Here is a 16,318-nt window from a genome sequence, read left to right as displayed (position 1 = left end):
CCCGGAGGGGTCCTAGGGTCTGTGGTTTGGATCAGGCCGGATCAGGGAGCGGGGTCTGGTGCGTGCAGCTGCAAGGCGGAGGAGGGAGTCGACGCGGAGCGTCGGCGAGTGACGACAACGCCGCAGATGCGCGTGCCAGACCCCGCGAGCCCGGCCTGATCCAAACGACAGGCCCTAGAAGACCGAGACGCCGGTCAGCCAGCCGCCGTCGACGACGAACGGCTGGCCCGTCACATACGACGAGTCCTCCGACGACAGGAAGAGCGCCAGCCGCGCCACCTCCTCCGGGCGGCCGATCCGGCCCAGCGGCACCAGCTTGCGGTAGAGCTCGTCGACCGCCGCCGACGCCTCCGCGGCGTCGGCGCCCGGGTCGAGCTGGGCCGGGTTGGTCATGGGGGTGTCGATCGCGCCCGGGCAGATCGCGTTGACCCGGATGCCCTTGTCCGCGAGCTCCATCGCCGCCACCCGCGTCATCCCCACCACCGCCGCCTTCGTCGCGGCATACGAGGTGAGGAAGGGCATACCGGACAGGGCGACGTACGAGGCGGTGTTCACGATCGTCCCGCCGCCCGCCGACCCCAGCTCCGGCGCGAGGGTCCGCATCCCCAGGAACGCCCCGACCTGGTTGACCTGGACCACCTCCAGATACTCCGTGAGCGGGGTGCTGACCAGCTCGTTGAAGCGGAGGATCCCCGCGTTGTTGACCAGGCCGTCCACCGCGCCGAAGGCGTCCTTGGCGGCCTCGACGGCGGCGTTCCAGTCGTCCTCCCGGCCCACGTCCAGATGGACGAAGCGGGCGCTCTCGCCCAGCTCCTTGGCCAGCGCCTCGCCCGGCTCGTCCAGCACATCGCAGAGGACCACCCGCGCGCCCTCCGCCACGAACAGCCGCGCCTCGTGTTCACCTTGTCCGCGCGCCGCCCCGGTGATGACGACGACCCGCCCGTCCAGCTTGCCCATTCCGTTCTCCCTAGTCATCGAGCCAGTCATCGAGCCAGTCATCGAGCTAGTCATCGAGCTAGTCATCGAGGTGCGGAGCGACATCGGCGGCGAAGGCCGCCATCTGGTCGGTCAGTTCGGTGTGGTCCCGGCAGCGGAACCGCACCTGGATCTGGTCCACCCCCATCGCGGCGTACGCGCGCAGGCTCCCGGCCAGCCGCTCCGGCGCGCCGGTCAGGGTGCGGCGCCCCACGTCCCAGCTTGTCTCGCCCACGTACAGCGGTTCGGTGATCGCGCCGATCTCGGCGGGCTCGTCGATTCCCGCTTCTTCCCGCAGCGCGCGCAGCCGGGCGAGCTGGCCGGGCAGCCGGTCCCGTGGATCGCCCTGCGGCAGCCAGCCGTCGCCCCGGATCGCCGCCCGGCGCACCGCCGCGGGCGAGGAGCCGCCGATCCACAGCGGGGGCCGTGGCGTCTGGACGGGGCGCGGGGCCTGCCCCAGACCGCTGAACGCGAACCGCTCCCCGCGGAAGTCGGGGAACTCCTCGGGCCCCAGCGCCGCCTTCAGCGCGTCGACCGTCTCGTCCAGCAGCGCACCGCGCCGGGCGAAGTCCACCCCGAGCGCCTCGAACTCCTCCCGCACATGCCCGGCCCCGACCCCGAGGATCAGCCGGCCGCCGGAGAGGTGGTCGAGCGTCGCGTACTGCTTGGCGGTCAGCAGCGGATGCCGCAGCGCGGCCACCGCCACATGGCTGAGCAGCCGCACCCGCTCGGTGGCCGCGGCGAGCCAGCCGAGAGTGGCCACCGGGTCGTACCAGACGGTGCCCATCGCGGCGGCCAGCCGCCGTGGGATCGCGACATGGTCGCAGACGGCGAGGTAGGAGAAGCCGAGCCGGTCGGCGGCGCGGGCGACCGCGAGCAGCTCGGCGGGGCCCGCCGCCGCCTCCCATGGCTCGGCGTAAAGGGTGGACTGCGACTGGACGGGCAACTGCATGCCGTAGCTCAACCGGCCCCGGGGCAGGACGCGCATGCCGGGCCTCCTCGTCGGTGGACCGCCATCGTCGTATCGGACGTCGGACATGGTGGTATCTGACGGTCCATCAGACAAGGGGTACGGCAGCCTCGTCCCGCATGGGAGGCCCTGCTAGCGTACGGACGTTCGGACCTCGGGCCCATCGCCCGCCGCCCCGCTCAGGGGCCACCACGGGGCACAGTAAGGGGCACACAGAGGGGCACGTGATGATCGAGACGGTCTTCCGCTGCGACGATCTGCCCAGAGCGGATCGGTTCGACTTCTGGCGCGAGCAGATGACACAACTCCTGGCGCCCATGGAGATGAGCAGCGACCACACCGGTGACTTCCGGGGAGAGGTGCGCATCCTCGAGTTCGGCGCCGCCTCCGTGTGGCCCACGAAGTTCCGTGAGATGAACTTCCGGCGGACGCCCAAGCTGATCCGGCAGTCCGACCCCGAGCTGTACCACTTCTCGTTCATCCAGGAGGGAAACCTCCAGGTCTCCCAGTCCCGCCAGGAGGCCGCGCACCGCGCGCAGGGGCTCTACGTCGTCGACACCTCGCGCCCCTTCGACTGTCTGGCCTTCGGCGGCCCTCCCGGAGGCGTGGGCCTGGAGATCCCCAAGGCCCTGATACCGGTCCCGCACGACCGGATCGACCGGCTGCTCGCCCGGCCCATCCCGGCGCGCGGGGGCGTCGGTGCCCTGCTGACCGGGTTCCTCGCCCGGCTGGCCGCGGACCGCGGCTCCTACGGCCCCTCCGACGGCCCGCGCCTGGGGACCGTACTGATCGACCTGGCGGCGGCGCTGCTCGCCCAGGCCGTCGAGGCCGACGACGCCCTGCCGCCCGAGACCCGCCGGCACGCACTGGCCTTACGGGTGCAGAGCTTCATCCAGCGGAACCTGTCCGACCCGGAGCTGTCACCGGCCACCATCGCCGCCGCGCACCACATCTCCGTCGGCTATCTGCACCGCCTCTTCCGCGCCCGCGACACCACGGTCTCCGCATGGATCCGGCAGCAGCGGCTGGACCGCGTCCGGCGCGACCTCACCGACCCCGGCCTCCACACCGTCCCCATCCACGAACTCGCCGCCCGCTGGGGCTTCGCCCACCCCGCCGTCTTCAGCCGCGCCTTCCGCGCCGCGTACGGCATGCCGCCCAGCGACTACCGCCACCTGGCGCTGGTGTCCCGCGCGCCGGGCGCAACCCCGCGGCGCCCGGTGCGCACGGACTCCCGGCCCTCCGCACCACCCACGGCCCCTGTCACTTCGTAGGGGTGGGTGACGGCGTTGGGAGGGGGAGGGCCGGTATGCCCCACAGCCTGCCGGAGCACCCGGAGGATGTCATTGACCGGCAGTGACCGGTTTCTTGCTCCTCCGTGACCAAGGCCCCACGGAAGCCCGGCGGTCCGGGCTACGCCCCCGGCGCCCCCGCCCAGAGCCCGTCCGCCGTGAGCCCCAGCAGGTCGATGGCGTTGCCGCGCACGATCCGCTCCACGACATCCGGCGCCAGATGCCCCATCTGCGCCTCGCCGACCTCGCGCGACTTGGGCCAGGTGGAGTCGGAGTGCGGATAGTCCGTCTCGTACAGCACGTTGCCGACCCCGATCGCGTCGAGGTTGCGCAGCCCGAAGGCGTCGTCGAAGAAGCATCCGTACACATGCTCCGCGAACAGCTCGGACGGCGGGCGCAGCACCTTGTCGGCCACTCCGCCCCAGCCCCGGTTCTCCTCCCACACCACGTCGGCGCGCTCGAGGATGTAGGGGATCCAGCCGATCTGGCCCTCCGCGTACATCACCTTGAGGTCGGGGAAGCGCTCGAACTTCCCGCTCATCAGCCAGTCGACCATCGAGAAGCAGCAGTTGGCGAAGGTGATCGTGGAGCCGACCGCGGGCGGCGCGTCCGCGGAGGTCGAGGGCATCCGGGAGGAGGAACCGATGTGCATCGCGATGACCGTGCCGGTCTCGTCGCACGCGGCGAGGAACGGGTCCCAGTCGTCGGTGTGGATCGACGGCAGCCCCAGGTTCGGCGGGATCTCCGAGAAGCAGACGGCCCGCACCCCGCGCGCCGCGTTCCGCCGCACCTCGGCGGCGGCCAGTTCGGCGTCCCACAGCGGGACGATGATCAGCGGGATCAGCCGGCCCCGGGCCTCGGGGCCGCACCACTCCTCCACCATCCAGTCGTTGTACGCCCGGACCCCGAGCAGCCCCAGCTCGCGGTCGGCGGCCTCGGTGAAGGTCTGCCCGCAGAAGCGGGGGAAGGTCGGGAAGCAGAGCGCCGACTGGACGTGGTTGACGTCCATGTCCGCGAGCCGGTCCGGCACCGAGAAGGAGCCGGGCCGCATCTGCTCGTAGGTGATGGCCTCGAGTCTGACCTCGTCCCGGTCGTATCCGACGGCGGTGTCCAGCCGGGTCAGCGGCCGGTGCAGCTCCTCGTACACCCACCAGTCGGCGAGCGGCCCGTCATCCCCGGGCGCGCCCATCTTCGGGGCGAACCGGCCGCCGATGAAGGTCATCTCCTTCAGCGGCGCCCGGACGATGCGCGGCCCGGTGTCGCGGTACCTGGACGGGAGGCGGTCCCGCCAGACGTGAGGGGGCTCAACCGTGTGGTCGTCCACCGAGATTATCTTCGGGAAGCTCTCCATGACTGCACGGTAGCGCCGATCTGACGGATCGTCAGCTCACTGGACACCTCCCGCGAGGATCGGGGGATGCCACGGACACGTCGAAGTCTTTACTGACGTACGGCCCACAGGCACGGCAGACTGGCCGTACAGCGAGGAAGCGTGTGCGGGGGGCACCATGGTCGGCGACGAGCGCCTGGGGCGGCGGACAGGTTCCACCGGATCCGTACCGGACCGGCGGTGGCGCGGTGACGAGGCACACCTCGCCCTCGGCGAGGACCCGGACCCCGCCCTCGACCGGACACGGATCGGGCTGGAGTGGGAGAGCGGCTACCGCGCCGAAGTCGTCCCCGGGCTCCGGCCGCACGCCGCTCCACGGTCCGCCGCCGCGTTCTCCCGGCCCACCGCCGTGGGCCGCCCGCAACGCCCCCTGGCCGCCGTCACCACCGCCGTCCGCCCCGCGCAACTGCCCGCGGCGGTGGCCGACTTCACCGGCCGCGAGGACCTCGTACGGGAGCTGAACGACCGGCTCGCGCCCCCCTCCGACCGGCCGGCCGCCATCGCCATCGCCGGTATCGGAGGCATCGGCAAGACCGCCCTGGCCGTCCATCTCGCGCACACCGCCCGGCACCACTTCCCCGACGGCCAGCTCTACGTCGACCTCGGCGGTGCGGGCTCCTCCCCCGCCGACCCCGAAACCGTGCTCGGCGCCTTCCTGCGCTCGCTCGGCACCCCTGACGCCGCCATCCCGGACGGCACCGAGGAGCGCGCCGCCCTCTACCGCGCCTCGCTGGAGGGCCGCCGGGTCCTCGTCCTGCTGGACAACGCCCGCGACGCCGCCCAGGTCCGGCCGCTGCTCCCGGGCGAGGGCGCACCCGACTGCGTGGGGCTGATCACCAGCCGCGCCCATATGGCCGACCTGGACCGCGCCCACCTGGTCGACCTGGACGCGATGAGCCCGACGGAGGCGTTCGCCCTCTTCGCGCTGATCGTCGGCGAGGAGCGGGCGATGGTCGAGCGCGCGGCGGTCATGGAGGTGGTGGCGTCCTGCTCCTACCTTCCGCTCGCCATCCGCATCGCGGCCTGCCGGCTCGCCTCCCGCCGCACCTGGACCGTCTCCGTTCTCGCCCGCAAACTCGCCGACGAGCGCCGGCGGCTGGACGAGCTGCGGGCCGGGGATCTGGCGGTGAAGGCGACCTTCGGGCTCGGCTACGGACAGCTCGACCCGGCCCAGGCCCGCGCCTTCCGCCTGCTCGGCCTGGTCGGCAGCCCGGACATCTCGCTGCCGGCGGCGGGCGCGGTGCTCGGCCTCGACGTCGAGGAGACCGCCCGGCTGCTCACCTCCCTCGTGGACATCTCGCTGCTGGAGTCCGCCGTACCGGGGCGCTACCGCTTCCATGACCTCGTACGGCTCTACGCACGGGCCTGCGCCGAGCGGGAGTCGCAGGCGGCGGCGGAGCGCGAGGAGGCGCTGTCGCGGCTGCTGGACTTCTACCTCGCCACGGCGGCGCGGGTGTACGCCATGGAGCGGCCCGGGGACCGGATGGTCGAGCACCTGGAGCCCACCGGCCACCCCGGGCTGTGCTTCGAGACCTCCAGAGCCGCCCTGGACTGGCTCTTCGCGGAGGGCGACTGCCTGCTCGACTGCGTACCCAGATGCACCGGGGAGACCACCCGCCGCCGCGCCGGGGATCTGCTGCTGGGCGCGCTGGACCTCGCCGAGTCCGGGGCCCGGCCGCGGCAGTACGAAACGGTGGCGCGGGCGGCCGGCGACGCGGCCCACGCCGCCGGGGACTCCCGTACCGAGGCCCGCGCCCGCTCGGCGCTGGGGCATCTGTACAGCTTCACGGGCCGGTACGCGCAGGCCGAGCGCGAGCTTCGGCGCGCGCTGGAGCTGGACGGCGGGGATCCGGTGATCGCCAGCCGCGCCTCCAACCAGCTCGGCATCGTCACCAACGGCCTGGGGCGGTACGACGACGCGGAGCGGTTCCTCGGACAGGCCCTCGACGCGTTCCGCGCCGATGCCAACGAGGCCGGTGAGGCGAGCGCCCTGGCCAATCTCTCCCGGCTTCATGTGAGCCGGGGCCGCACCCGGTCCGGCGTGGAACTGGCCGAGCAGGGGCTCGCCATCTACCGCAGGCTCGGCGCCCCCCTACGGCTCGCCAACGGGATGTACACCCTCGGCATCGCGCTGACGCGTGCCCATCGTCTGGAAGAGGCGTCCGTTCATCTCTCCGAGGCGCTCGACCTGTTCCACGAAGCCCGTCAGCCGCTGTGGGAAGGCATGGCCCATTTCCGGCTGGCCGAAATGCATCTGGCAGCGCATCGCCCCACCAAGGCGGTGGCGCACGCCGAGCAGTCCCTCGCCCTGGGCGGTCTCGGCGGCGAGTGGCGGCGCTTCTCCTTTCTCACCGTTTTATCGAAGGCCCTGATGGCGGCCGGGCAGCGCGGCCGGGCCGAGGACTGCTGGAGTCAGGCGCGGGCCCTTCGCGAACGGCTGGGCTCACCCGAGCCCGAGGAGGTGCGCCAACTGCTGGCGGCCTCGGCGCCGGATCTCCCGGCGTCCACGGATCCGAATCCCGGCCATCGGGAAGCCTTCGGAGTCGGCCCCCCGGTGTCCGAAAGCGAGCCCCGGAACTGACGATCCGTCGGCCTGTCGAGGTCTCGAAGTCGGGCGGGCCTTGTGGAGAGGTCCGGCCCCTACTGACGTGAGGGGTATCGGCAAGGCAAACTGGCCCGTGCAACTGGGAGCAGAGGCAGGGGGAGACCATGACCGGCGAGAAGGAGCGGGCGCAGGAGCAGTCCTTGCGCTTCACCGTGCTCGGACCGGTACGGGCCTTTCGGGGCGAGGAACAGCTCAGCACCGGATCACCGCAGCAAAGAGCCCTGCTCGCCGCTCTGCTGCTGCGCGGCGGGCGCACCGCCACCGCCCCCGAACTCGTCGACGCCCTATGGGGCGACGATCCGCCGGACGCCGCCATCGCGGCGCTGCGCACCTACGCCTCCCGGCTGCGCAAGGCGTTCACCCCGCATTCGGACATCCTGGTCAGCGAATCGGGCGGCTACGCGGTCCAGGTGGGCCTCGGGGCCCTGGACATCGACGTGGCCGAGAGCCTGGCCGCGGAGGCGGAGAAGGCCCGGCACTCGGGCGACCGGCTGCGCGCCCATGAGCTCATCGGCCGGGCGCTGGACCTCTGGGACGGTGAGTCCCTGGCCGGGCTGTCGGGGCCCTACGCCACGACCCAGCGCGCCCGGCTGTCGGAGTGGCAGCTCGTGCTCACCGAGACCAGGCTCGATCTCGACCTGGAGCTGGGCCACCACACCGAGGTGGTCTCCGAGCTCACCGCGCTGACCGCCGCCCATCCGCTCCGGGAGCGGCTGCGCGAGCTGCTGATGCTGGCGCTCTACCGCAGCGGCCGGCAGGCCGAGGCCCTGGCGGTGTACAACGACACGAGGCGGCTGCTCGCCGAGGATCTCGGTGTGGACCCCTGCGCGGAGCTGTCCGACCTGCATCAGCGCATTCTGCAGGCGGATGCCGAGCTGGCGGTCCCGGTGGACGACCGCACGCACGCCGGGCCCAGCTTCGTCAGGCCGGCCCAGCTCCCCGCGACGGTCGCGGACTTCACCGGCCGGGTCGCCTTCGTCGAGGAGCTGAGCGATGAGCTCGCCACCGCCGAGGGGCGTGTCATGGCCGTGTCAGCAGTGGCCGGAATCGGTGGGGTCGGCAAGACGACGCTCGCCGTGCACGTCGCCCACGCGGCCCGCGCCCACTTCCCCGACGGCCAGCTCTACGTCGACCTCCAGGGCGCCGGCCCGGTGCCCGCTGAGCCCAACGCGATCCTGGGCGCCTTCCTGCGCGCCCTCGGCACCCCGGACAGCGCGATCCCCGAGGGCGTCCACGAGCGAGCCGCGCTCTACCGCTCGATGCTGGACGGCCGCCGGGTGCTCACGCTGCTCGACAACGCGCGCGACGCCGCGCAGGTCAGGCCGCTGCTGCCCGGTACGCCGGGCTGCGCCGCGCTGATCACCAGCCGGACCCGGATGGTCGACCTGGAGGGCGCCCACCTGGTCGACCTGGACGTGATGAGCCCCGAGGAGGCGCTGGTCCTCTTCACCCGCATCGTGGGCGCGGAGCGGGTCAGTTCGGAGCGCGACGCGGCCATGGACGTGGTGGCGGCGTGCGGTTTCCTGCCGCTGGCCATCCGGATCGCGGCCTCCCGGCTGGCCTCGCGCCGCACCTGGACCGTCTCCACGCTGGCGCGCAAGCTCGCCAACCAGCGCCGGCGGCTGGACGAGCTGCGGGCGGGCGACCTGGCCGTACGGGCCACCTTCGAGCTGGGCTACGGCCAGCTCGAGCCGCCGCAGGCCCGGGCGTTCCGGCTGCTGGGGCTGGCGGACGGCCCCGACATCTCGCTCGCCGCGGCGGCCGTCGCCCTGGAGCTGGACACCTTCGACACCGAGGAGCTCCTGGAGTCCCTGGTCGACGCCTCCCTGCTGGAGTCCGCGGCGCCCGGCCGCTACCGCTACCACGACCTCGTACGGCTCTACGCGCGTGACCGCGCGGAGCGGCACCAGTCGGCCACGGAACGCGAGGCGGCGCTCTCCCGGCTGCTGAGCTTCTACCTCGCCACGGCGGCGCGGGTGTACGCCATGGAGCGGCCGGGCGACCGGCTGGGCGACCACCTGGCCCCCGCCGACCACCCCGGCCTGGTCTTCCCGCATCAGGACGCCGCCTTGGACTGGCTGTTCACCGAGGCCGACTGCCTGCTGGCCTGCGCCCAGCAGGCCGCCTCGGGCACCACCCTGGGCCGGGCGGCGGATCTGCTGCTCGCCGCGATGGACCTGGCCGAATCCGGTGCCAACGCCCCGCGCTACGAGGCCGTCGCCCGCGTCGTCAGCGAGACGGCACACACGGTCGGCGACATCCGGGCCGAAGGCCGGGCCCGCACCTGCCTGGCCAAGGTGCGCAACCTCACCGGCCGGCTGGAAGAGGCCGACGCGGAGGCGGAGCGCGCCCTGGCCCTGGGCTCCACGGTCGAGGACCACGTGACCATGGGCCGCGCCCTCACCGAGCGCGGCATCATCGCGCACCTCAGCCGTACCCGCTGGGACGACGCGGAGCGGCATTTCCTCCGCGCCATCGACGCCTACCGGGCCGTGGACGACCAGCCCGGCGAAGCCAGCGCGCTGTGCAACCTGTCCCGCGCGTATGTGGAGATGGGCCGCATCGACAGCGCCGTGGACCTGGCCCGGCAGGGCGTGCGGATCTACGGGAGCCTGGGGCGCACCCTGCGCCTGGCCAACGGGAAGTACGCGCTCGGTATCGCCCTGACCGGGGCCGGAAGCCTGGCGCACGCGCTGGAGCAGCTCACCGAGGCCCTCGGCCTCTTCCGTGAGCACCGCCAGCCGCTCTGGGAGGGCATGACCCACCAGCGGATGGCCGAGGCGCATCTGTCCATCGGGCGCCCGGCGGAGGCCGCCACCCACGCCGAACAGGCCCTCGCCCTGCGGGGCATCGGGGGCGAGTGGCGCCGGGCCATCGTGCTGACGCTGCTCGGCAAGGCACTGCTGGAGCTCGGCCAGAACGAGCGCGCGGATGCCTGCTGGCGTGAGGCGCTGTCGATCCACGAGCGGCTCGGGGCGCCCGAGGCGGAGGACGTCCGCGGGCTTCTGACCCCCGCGACCGCGGCATAATCGCGCGTCCCGCCGACCGTTCATCAATCGTTTATCGCTGTCCGGGAGTCTTAGTACCGGTCGACCCGTCCCCGCGGGGGGCAGACGGGTCGGTTGCGAGGTCACACCGTAAGGTGGGCGGCCCTTTTGAGACACCTGTCCGGCGACCCACGGGGGAGTCGCCGGGCGGGTGTCAACGGGCCTCTACCGACCAGAGCATCCGATGGAGTTGATCGTGACAAGCACGGACAAGAAGCCCCAGTCCGACACCTACCGGCCACTGGAGGCCGACCCGGCGACCCTCACTCCGCAGGACGAGGGCCACACACCGACGCCACCAGAGGTGGTCACCCAGGGCGAAGGCCACACGCCCGCACCGCCGCAGCTGATCACGCAGGGGGAGGGGCACACGCCCGCGCCTCCGCAGCTCAGCACCATGGACGAGGGTCACACCCCGGCGCCGCCGCAGCTCAGCACGCAGGGGGAGGGCCACACGCCCGCGCCTCCGCAGCTCAGCACCGATGGCGAAGGCCACACTCCCTCGGCACCCCAGTAGGAACACCACGGAACGTCGTTCGTATCCAACAGGTAACCGCGGGGCCGATGTCGATGACGCGGAGGGGACGTCATCGGCGTCGGCCCCTCTGTGCGGGCGCCTCCGGACGAGCGGCTCCACGCACCACCGGGCGGGCCCCCTTTCCGCCAAGCTTCGACCACTTCCGGCCAGATGGCCGAACACACGTACCCCTCTTTGTTAATTTGCAGTACAAAATAGATAATCACCCCCCGTATCGGAGGAACCGGAATGACTCGTGCCACAAAGGGCATTGCGACCTTGATTATCGCGATAGGTGCCGCGGTCGGAGCCACAAGCCAGACAGCCGCATTCGCAGCTGCAAGCGATAGTCACACCCCTATCGTCGGCGTGGACAGTAGCGAATACGCCACTGCTGCCGCCCCGGCCCCGCAGGGCGAGGGCCATGCCCCCACCAGCCCGCAGTAGGCGCGGCGAGACGACTTACGAAGGCCGAAGGGGCCGGGCGAACCTGCCCGGCCCCTCTTGGTGATGCCCCGCCCGCGCGCCCGCCTTCGGCGGCGGCCGCGGCCGTCAGGAAAGCGGCCGGCCCGCGCGCAGCTCGGCCTTGAGGACCTTGCCGCTGGCGTTGCGCGGCAACTCGGCCAGGAACACCACCTGCCGTGGCACCTTGTAGTTGGCCATCTCCCGGCGCGACCAGGCGATCAGGTCGTCCGCGGTCAGCGTCGAATCCGGGCGCCGGACCGCGTACGCCTTGGCCACCTCGCCCAGGCGCGCATCCGGGATGCCGACGACGGCGACGTCGGCCACATCGGGGTGGCGGGCGATGAGTTGCTCGATTTCGGCGGGATAGGCGTTGAAGCCGCCGACGATGAACATGTCCTTGATGCGGTCGGTGATGCGCAGATTGCCCTGCTCGTCCATCACCCCGACATCGCCGGTCCGCAGCCAGCCGTCGGGGGTGATGGTGCGGGACGTGGCGATCGGATCCTCGAAGTAGCCGGGGGTGATGTGGTAGCCGCGGACCCAGACCTCGCCCGGCCGCCCCGTGGGGAGTTCGCGTCCGGTGGGATGGGCGATCTTGATCTCGGTGTCCGGAATCGCGCGGCCCGCCGTGCCCGCGATGACCTCGGGCGGATCGCCACGGCGGCACATCGTGACGGTGCCGGACGCCTCCGTCAGGCCGTACGCCGTCAGGACGGTGCCGACCCCGAGCTCCGAGCGCAGCCGTTCCACCAGCTCCAGCGGGACCACGGCGGCGCCGGTGACGACCAGGCGCAGCGTGGACAGGTCATGGGCGGCGCGGGACGGGTGGTCGAGGAGCGACTGGTGGAGCGTGGGCGGGCCGGGGAGGACGGTGATGCGCTCGGCGGCGATATTGGCCAGGGCGGTCTCCACGCTGAAGACCGGCTGCGGCACCATCGTGGCGCCGCGGCTCAGACAGGCGATGATGCCCGCCTTGTAGCCGAAGGTGTGGAAGAACGGGTTCACGATCAGATAGCGATCGCCCGTCGCCAGCCCCGTGATCTCGCTCCAGGTGTCGAAGACGCGCACGGTCTGGAAGTGCGTGGTCACGACGCCCTTGGGCCGGCCGGTGGTGCCGGAGGTGAAGGTGATGTCGGAGGGGTCCGTGGGGCGCACCGCCTCCGCCCGGGACCGGACCTCCTCCGGGGATACGGCGTCGCCCAGTGCCAGGAAGTCCTTCCAGGTGCGGAAGTCCTCCGGGCCGTTGTCGGCGAGGACGACCACCTCCCGTAGGTAGGGCAGGCGCGGCAGCGGGCCGTGGCCCGCCCCCTCCCCCGCCGCCCGGCGCAGCGACGCCACATAAGAGGTGCCCAGGAAGGTACCGGTGATGAACAGGTGCGAGGCCCGGGTGCGGCGCAGCACATACGCCGCCTCGGCGCCCTTGAAGCGGGTGTTGACCGGGACCAGCACGCCGCCCGCGGTGACCGCGCCGAGCGCCGCCACGATCCAGTCGGTGGTGTTGGGCGCCCAGATCGCGGCGCGGTCGCCCGGTTCGAGACCCGAGGCGACGCACGCGGCCGCGGCGCGTTCGATCCGGGCGCCGAGCTCGGCGTACGAGATCCGGGCGCGGCCCTCGACCACGGCCTCGGCCGGGCCGTATCGCTCGACCGCCGCCCGGATCAGGGCCGGGACGGTGTTCCCCTGTGCCATCCGTTGCATCGGACCGCTCCCCTCCCCGGAACCCGGGACGGACGACCCCACTAGCTGACTACCCGTCAGATTAGCGGTAGCCTTCCCCGCTGTCAGCACCGGTGAACGCGACCACGGAGGCGGCCATGGGGGCGACGAGGACGACGGCGGGGGCGACGGCTGGGGCGACGGCTGGGGCGAACGCGGGGGCGACCTTGAAGGACGCGACGGCGATAGCGGGCATCGGGCAGACCCCGTTCGCCAAACACCTCCCCGAGTCCGAGAAGACCCTGGCCTGCCGGGCGATCCTGGCCGCGCTCGACGACGCCGGCATCGCCCCCTCCGAGGTGGACGCCTTCGCCTCGTACACCATGGAGGAGACCGACGAGGTCGAGGTCGCCAAGGCCATCGGCGCCGGGGATGTGACCTTCTTCAGCAAGGTCGGCTACGGGGGCGGCGGTTCCTGTGCGACCGTCGCGCATCTGGCCGCCGCGATCGCCACCGGACAGGCGAGCGTCGGGGTGGCCTGGCGGTCGCGCAAACGCGGCAGCGGACCGCGCCCCTGGACCAACACCCGGGCGCAACTGCCCACCCCGGCCCAGTGGACCCGGCCGTACGGACTGCTGCGCCCGGCCGATGAGATCGGGCTGCTGGCCAGGCGCTATATGCATGAGTACGGCGCGACCCGCGATCACTTCTTCAATGTCGCGCTGGCCTGCCGCAACCGGGCCAATCAGAACCCCGCCGCGATCATGTACGACCGCCCGCTGACCCGCGAGATGTATATGACCGCGCGCTGGATCAGCGAACCGCTCTGCCTCTTCGACAACTGCCTGGAGACCGATGGCGCGCTGGCCTGTGTGGTGGTGTCGGCCGAGCGGGCGCGCGACTGCCGGCAACGGCCCGTGTACGTGCACTCCGCCGCCCAGGGGCTGCCCGCCCAGCACCACGGGATGGTCAACTACTGGAACGACGACCCGCTCACCGGCCCCTCCTGGACCGCCGCCCGCCGGCTGTGGAAAACCGCCGACTTCGGGCCGCAGGATGTGGATGTCGCGCAGATCTACGACGCGTTCACCCCGCTGATCCCGCTCTCCCTGGAGGGCTACGGCTTCTGCGCCCGCGGCGAGGGCGCCGCCTTCACCGAGGGGGGCGCGCTGGAGATCGGCGGACGGCTGCCGCTCAACACCGGCGGGGGCGGCCTCAGCGAGGCGTACGTCCATGGCTTCAACCTCATCACCGAAGGGGTCAGACAGCTTCGCGGCACCGGCACCGCCCAGGTCCCCGGCGCCACGACCTGCCTGGTCACGGCGGGTGAAGGGGTTCCCACATCGGCCCTGCTGCTGAGGAGTTGACCGACGCCATGACACAGATGGACACGACGACGGACGCAACGGCCAACGCGACGACGGACACGACGGCTGACGCGACGACGGCCGCGAGCGGCGGAAGCGAGGGGTCCGACGGCCTGCTGGCGCCCGTGCCCGACGAGGACGGGGCGCCCTTCTTCGCCTACGCGGCGCGCGGCGAACTGCGCGTCCAGTGCTGCGCCGACTGCGGCGAACCACGCTTTCCGCCCCGGCCCTGCTGCCCCCACTGCCAGTCCTTCGACTGCCTGTGGAAAAAGTTGAGCGGCCGTGGCCGGATCTGGTCGTACGTGCTGCCCCATCCCCCGCTGTTGCCCGCCTACGCGGCGCAGGCGCCGTACAACGTCGTTCTCGTGGAGCTCGCGGACGCCCCGCGCATCCGGCTGGTGGGCAATCTGGTCGCCGCCGCGGACGCCGCGCTGAACTCGGTCCCGCCGGAGCGGATCCGCATCGGCGCGCCCGTGAAGGCCGCCTTCCACGCGACGGAGGGCGGACTCACGGTGGTGCGCTGGCTGCTGGAGCGGCCATGACGGTCCGCATACGGGTGGAGGAGAGCGGGGTCGCGGTCGTCACCCTCGACCGGCCCGAGCGGCACAACGCCATCGACCTGGAGACGGTCGGCGAACTGACGGCCGTATGGCGGCGCTTCCGCCACGACGACACGGTCCGGGCCGTCGTCCTCACCGGCGCGGGCGGCCGGGCCTTCAGCACCGGCATCGACCGCTCGGTGGAGGTCGCGCAGCCGCCGTCGCCCTACGCGATGGACGATCCGCTGCGCACCGTCGGGCCCAAGGCGAACGACCTGTGGAAGCCGGTGGTCGCGGCGGTGGCCGGGATGGCGTGCGGCGGGGCCTTCTATCTGCTGGGCGAGGCCGAGTTCATCGTCGCCGACGAGACGGCGGCCTTCTTCGATCCGCACACCAGCTATGGGATGGTCAGCGCCTACGAGGCCGTCTATATGGCGCAGCGGATGCCGATGGGCGAGGTCGCGCGGATGGCGCTGATGGGGACGGCGGAGCGGCTCTCGGCCCGGCGGGCGTATGAGACGGGCCTGGTCAGCGAGGTGGCCCCGGCCGGTGAGGCCCTTACGGCGGCCATCCGCGCCGCGTCGGTCATCGCGTCGTACCCGACGGAGGCGGTGCAGGGGACCGTAAGGGCGCTATGGGCGGCGAAGGAGGGGGCGCTGGCCCAGGCGCTTGCACAGGCCCCGCAGTTGATCGCCCTGGGCAATCTGCCGCCGGGACGCCAGGCCGCGCTCTTCGCGGCCCGTACGCCCGGCTTCCGTACGCGGTGAGGCCACCGGCTCCGGGTCGGCTTCTCGGGGCCTCAGGTGGAGCTGGGGTACTTGAGCGCCGAGGTGACCTTGCAGGTGAAGGAGGTCTGCTCGGTGAGGTAGCGGTAGGAGGTGGCGCTGAGGGTCTGGCTGCTGCCGGACGCCACGGTGACGGACTTGTAGTCGGATCCCAGCAGGCTGCCGCCGCTCTGGTTTTCCCACTCGATGGTGATCGAGTAGTGCATGGACTGCGTCTCGGGGTTCCTGAGGTCCAGGGTGTACTGGAACGAGTGGGTCGACTCGTCGTAGTCGCAGCCGGTGGCGGTGATGTCGTTCGTGCCGTTCGAGTTGTAGGTGGGCGGCGCGGAGTAGGTGTAGGAGGGCGTGGGGGCCTCGTACGACGGCACGTCGAGGTCGGAGGGGACGCCGCTGGGCAAGTCGGTGGGCACGCCGGTGGGCAGCCCGCTGGGGAGGTCGGTGGGCCCGGACGCGGGGTTGTCCCCGCCGCTCCCGCCCGAGACGAACCCGCCGAGGCCGCCGTCGTGACTTCGGCCCTTCTTTCCGCAGCCGGTCAGCGCGATGAGCCCGACCAAGGCGACGGCGAATATACGCATGGAGCGGCGTTGCATGGCATGACCCCCGTTGAAAAGACACATTCAAGCCAGCCAGGGCTGGTTGACAAGTGCACGCCACCCTAGCAACGGGTTTTGCTACCCCAAAGTCACCTATGAGCGCGCCTGGCCCGGCTC

General features: G+C 72.1%; 13 protein-coding genes. 7 read left to right on the top strand and 6 right to left on the bottom strand.

Annotation, left to right across the window (positions count from 1 at the left end; genetic code table 11):
* Positions 1-174: 174 nt before the first annotated feature.
* Both STRVI_RS03750 and STRVI_RS03745 read right to left on the bottom strand, forming a co-directional pair.
* Positions 175-957, bottom strand: a complete 783-nt coding sequence (locus STRVI_RS03750) for an SDR family NAD(P)-dependent oxidoreductase (protein WP_014054285.1) — start codon at positions 955-957, stop codon at positions 175-177.
* A 58-nt stretch (positions 958-1,015) separates the two neighbouring features.
* Entirely contained in the window at positions 1,016-1,963 is a 948-nt protein-coding gene (locus STRVI_RS03745) for an LLM class F420-dependent oxidoreductase (protein WP_014054284.1), read from the bottom strand.
* 209 nt (positions 1,964-2,172) lie between these two features.
* Here STRVI_RS03745 and STRVI_RS03740 point away from each other — a divergent pair, with 209 nt between their 5' ends.
* Positions 2,173-3,219, top strand: a complete 1,047-nt coding sequence (locus STRVI_RS03740; protein ID WP_014054283.1) for an AraC family transcriptional regulator — start codon at positions 2,173-2,175, stop codon at positions 3,217-3,219.
* 139 nt (positions 3,220-3,358) lie between these two features.
* On the opposite strand, the gene STRVI_RS03735 is transcribed toward STRVI_RS03740, so the two are convergent.
* Positions 3,359-4,588, bottom strand: a complete 1,230-nt coding sequence (locus STRVI_RS03735) for an amidohydrolase family protein (protein WP_014054282.1) — start codon at positions 4,586-4,588, stop codon at positions 3,359-3,361.
* Positions 4,589-4,745: 157 nt separating this feature from the next.
* Here STRVI_RS03735 and STRVI_RS03730 point away from each other — a divergent pair, with 157 nt between their 5' ends.
* The 3 genes from STRVI_RS03730 to STRVI_RS03720 all read left to right on the top strand — a co-directional run bounded on the left by STRVI_RS03730 (position 4,746) and on the right by STRVI_RS03720 (position 10,796).
* Complete coding sequence (locus tag STRVI_RS03730; RefSeq protein WP_014054281.1) at positions 4,746-7,208, top strand: ATP-binding protein; 2,463 nt, start codon at positions 4,746-4,748, stop codon at positions 7,206-7,208.
* A 128-nt stretch (positions 7,209-7,336) separates the two neighbouring features.
* Positions 7,337-10,261 (top strand): AfsR/SARP family transcriptional regulator, encoded by a 2,925-nt coding sequence (locus STRVI_RS03725; RefSeq protein ID WP_014054280.1) that lies wholly within the window; start codon positions 7,337-7,339, stop codon positions 10,259-10,261.
* 214 nt (positions 10,262-10,475) lie between these two features.
* Positions 10,476-10,796 carry a hypothetical protein gene (locus tag STRVI_RS03720; protein ID WP_150112879.1) on the top strand — a complete coding sequence of 107 codons (321 nt, stop codon included), beginning with the start codon at positions 10,476-10,478 and terminating at the stop codon, positions 10,794-10,796.
* A gap of 552 nt (positions 10,797-11,348) precedes the next feature.
* Here STRVI_RS03720 and STRVI_RS03715 read toward each other — a convergent pair.
* Positions 11,349-12,959 carry a FadD3 family acyl-CoA ligase gene (locus tag STRVI_RS03715; RefSeq protein WP_014054277.1) on the bottom strand — a complete coding sequence of 537 codons (1,611 nt, stop codon included), beginning with the start codon at positions 12,957-12,959 and terminating at the stop codon, positions 11,349-11,351.
* 61 nt (positions 12,960-13,020) lie between these two features.
* On the bottom strand, positions 13,021-13,173 hold the full coding sequence (locus tag STRVI_RS52470; RefSeq protein WP_167543193.1) for a hypothetical protein: 153 nt from the start codon (positions 13,171-13,173) through the stop codon (positions 13,021-13,023).
* Here STRVI_RS52470 and STRVI_RS03710 point away from each other — a divergent pair.
* Genes STRVI_RS03710 through STRVI_RS03700 form a run of 3 tightly spaced genes read left to right on the top strand, consistent with a single transcriptional unit; the run spans position 13,145 to position 15,590 of the window.
* On the top strand, positions 13,145-14,284 hold the full coding sequence (locus STRVI_RS03710; RefSeq protein ID WP_043235368.1) for a lipid-transfer protein: 1,140 nt from the start codon (positions 13,145-13,147) through the stop codon (positions 14,282-14,284). The two genes, STRVI_RS52470 and STRVI_RS03710, sit on opposite strands and share 29 nt — an antisense overlap.
* An 8-nt stretch (positions 14,285-14,292) precedes the next feature.
* Positions 14,293-14,826 (top strand): Zn-ribbon domain-containing OB-fold protein, encoded by a 534-nt coding sequence (locus STRVI_RS03705; protein WP_014054275.1) that lies wholly within the window; start codon positions 14,293-14,295, stop codon positions 14,824-14,826.
* A complete protein-coding gene (locus STRVI_RS03700; RefSeq protein WP_014054274.1) occupies positions 14,823-15,590 on the top strand; it encodes an enoyl-CoA hydratase/isomerase family protein in 768 nt (255 codons plus the stop codon). Before STRVI_RS03705 ends, STRVI_RS03700 begins: the two co-directional genes overlap by 4 nt.
* Positions 15,591-15,622: 32 nt before the next feature.
* On the opposite strand, the gene STRVI_RS03695 is transcribed toward STRVI_RS03700, so the two are convergent.
* Positions 15,623-16,183 (bottom strand): PT domain-containing protein, encoded by a 561-nt coding sequence (locus tag STRVI_RS03695; protein WP_251982552.1) that lies wholly within the window; start codon positions 16,181-16,183, stop codon positions 15,623-15,625.
* Positions 16,184-16,318: the final 135 nt, after the last annotated feature.

Origin of the sequence: Streptomyces violaceusniger Tu 4113 (assembly GCF_000147815.2) — a bacterium.
GTDB classification, from domain to species: domain Bacteria; phylum Actinomycetota; class Actinomycetes; order Streptomycetales; family Streptomycetaceae; genus Streptomyces; species Streptomyces violaceusniger_A.
This window is presented reverse-complemented; position numbering and strand designations above follow the sequence as displayed.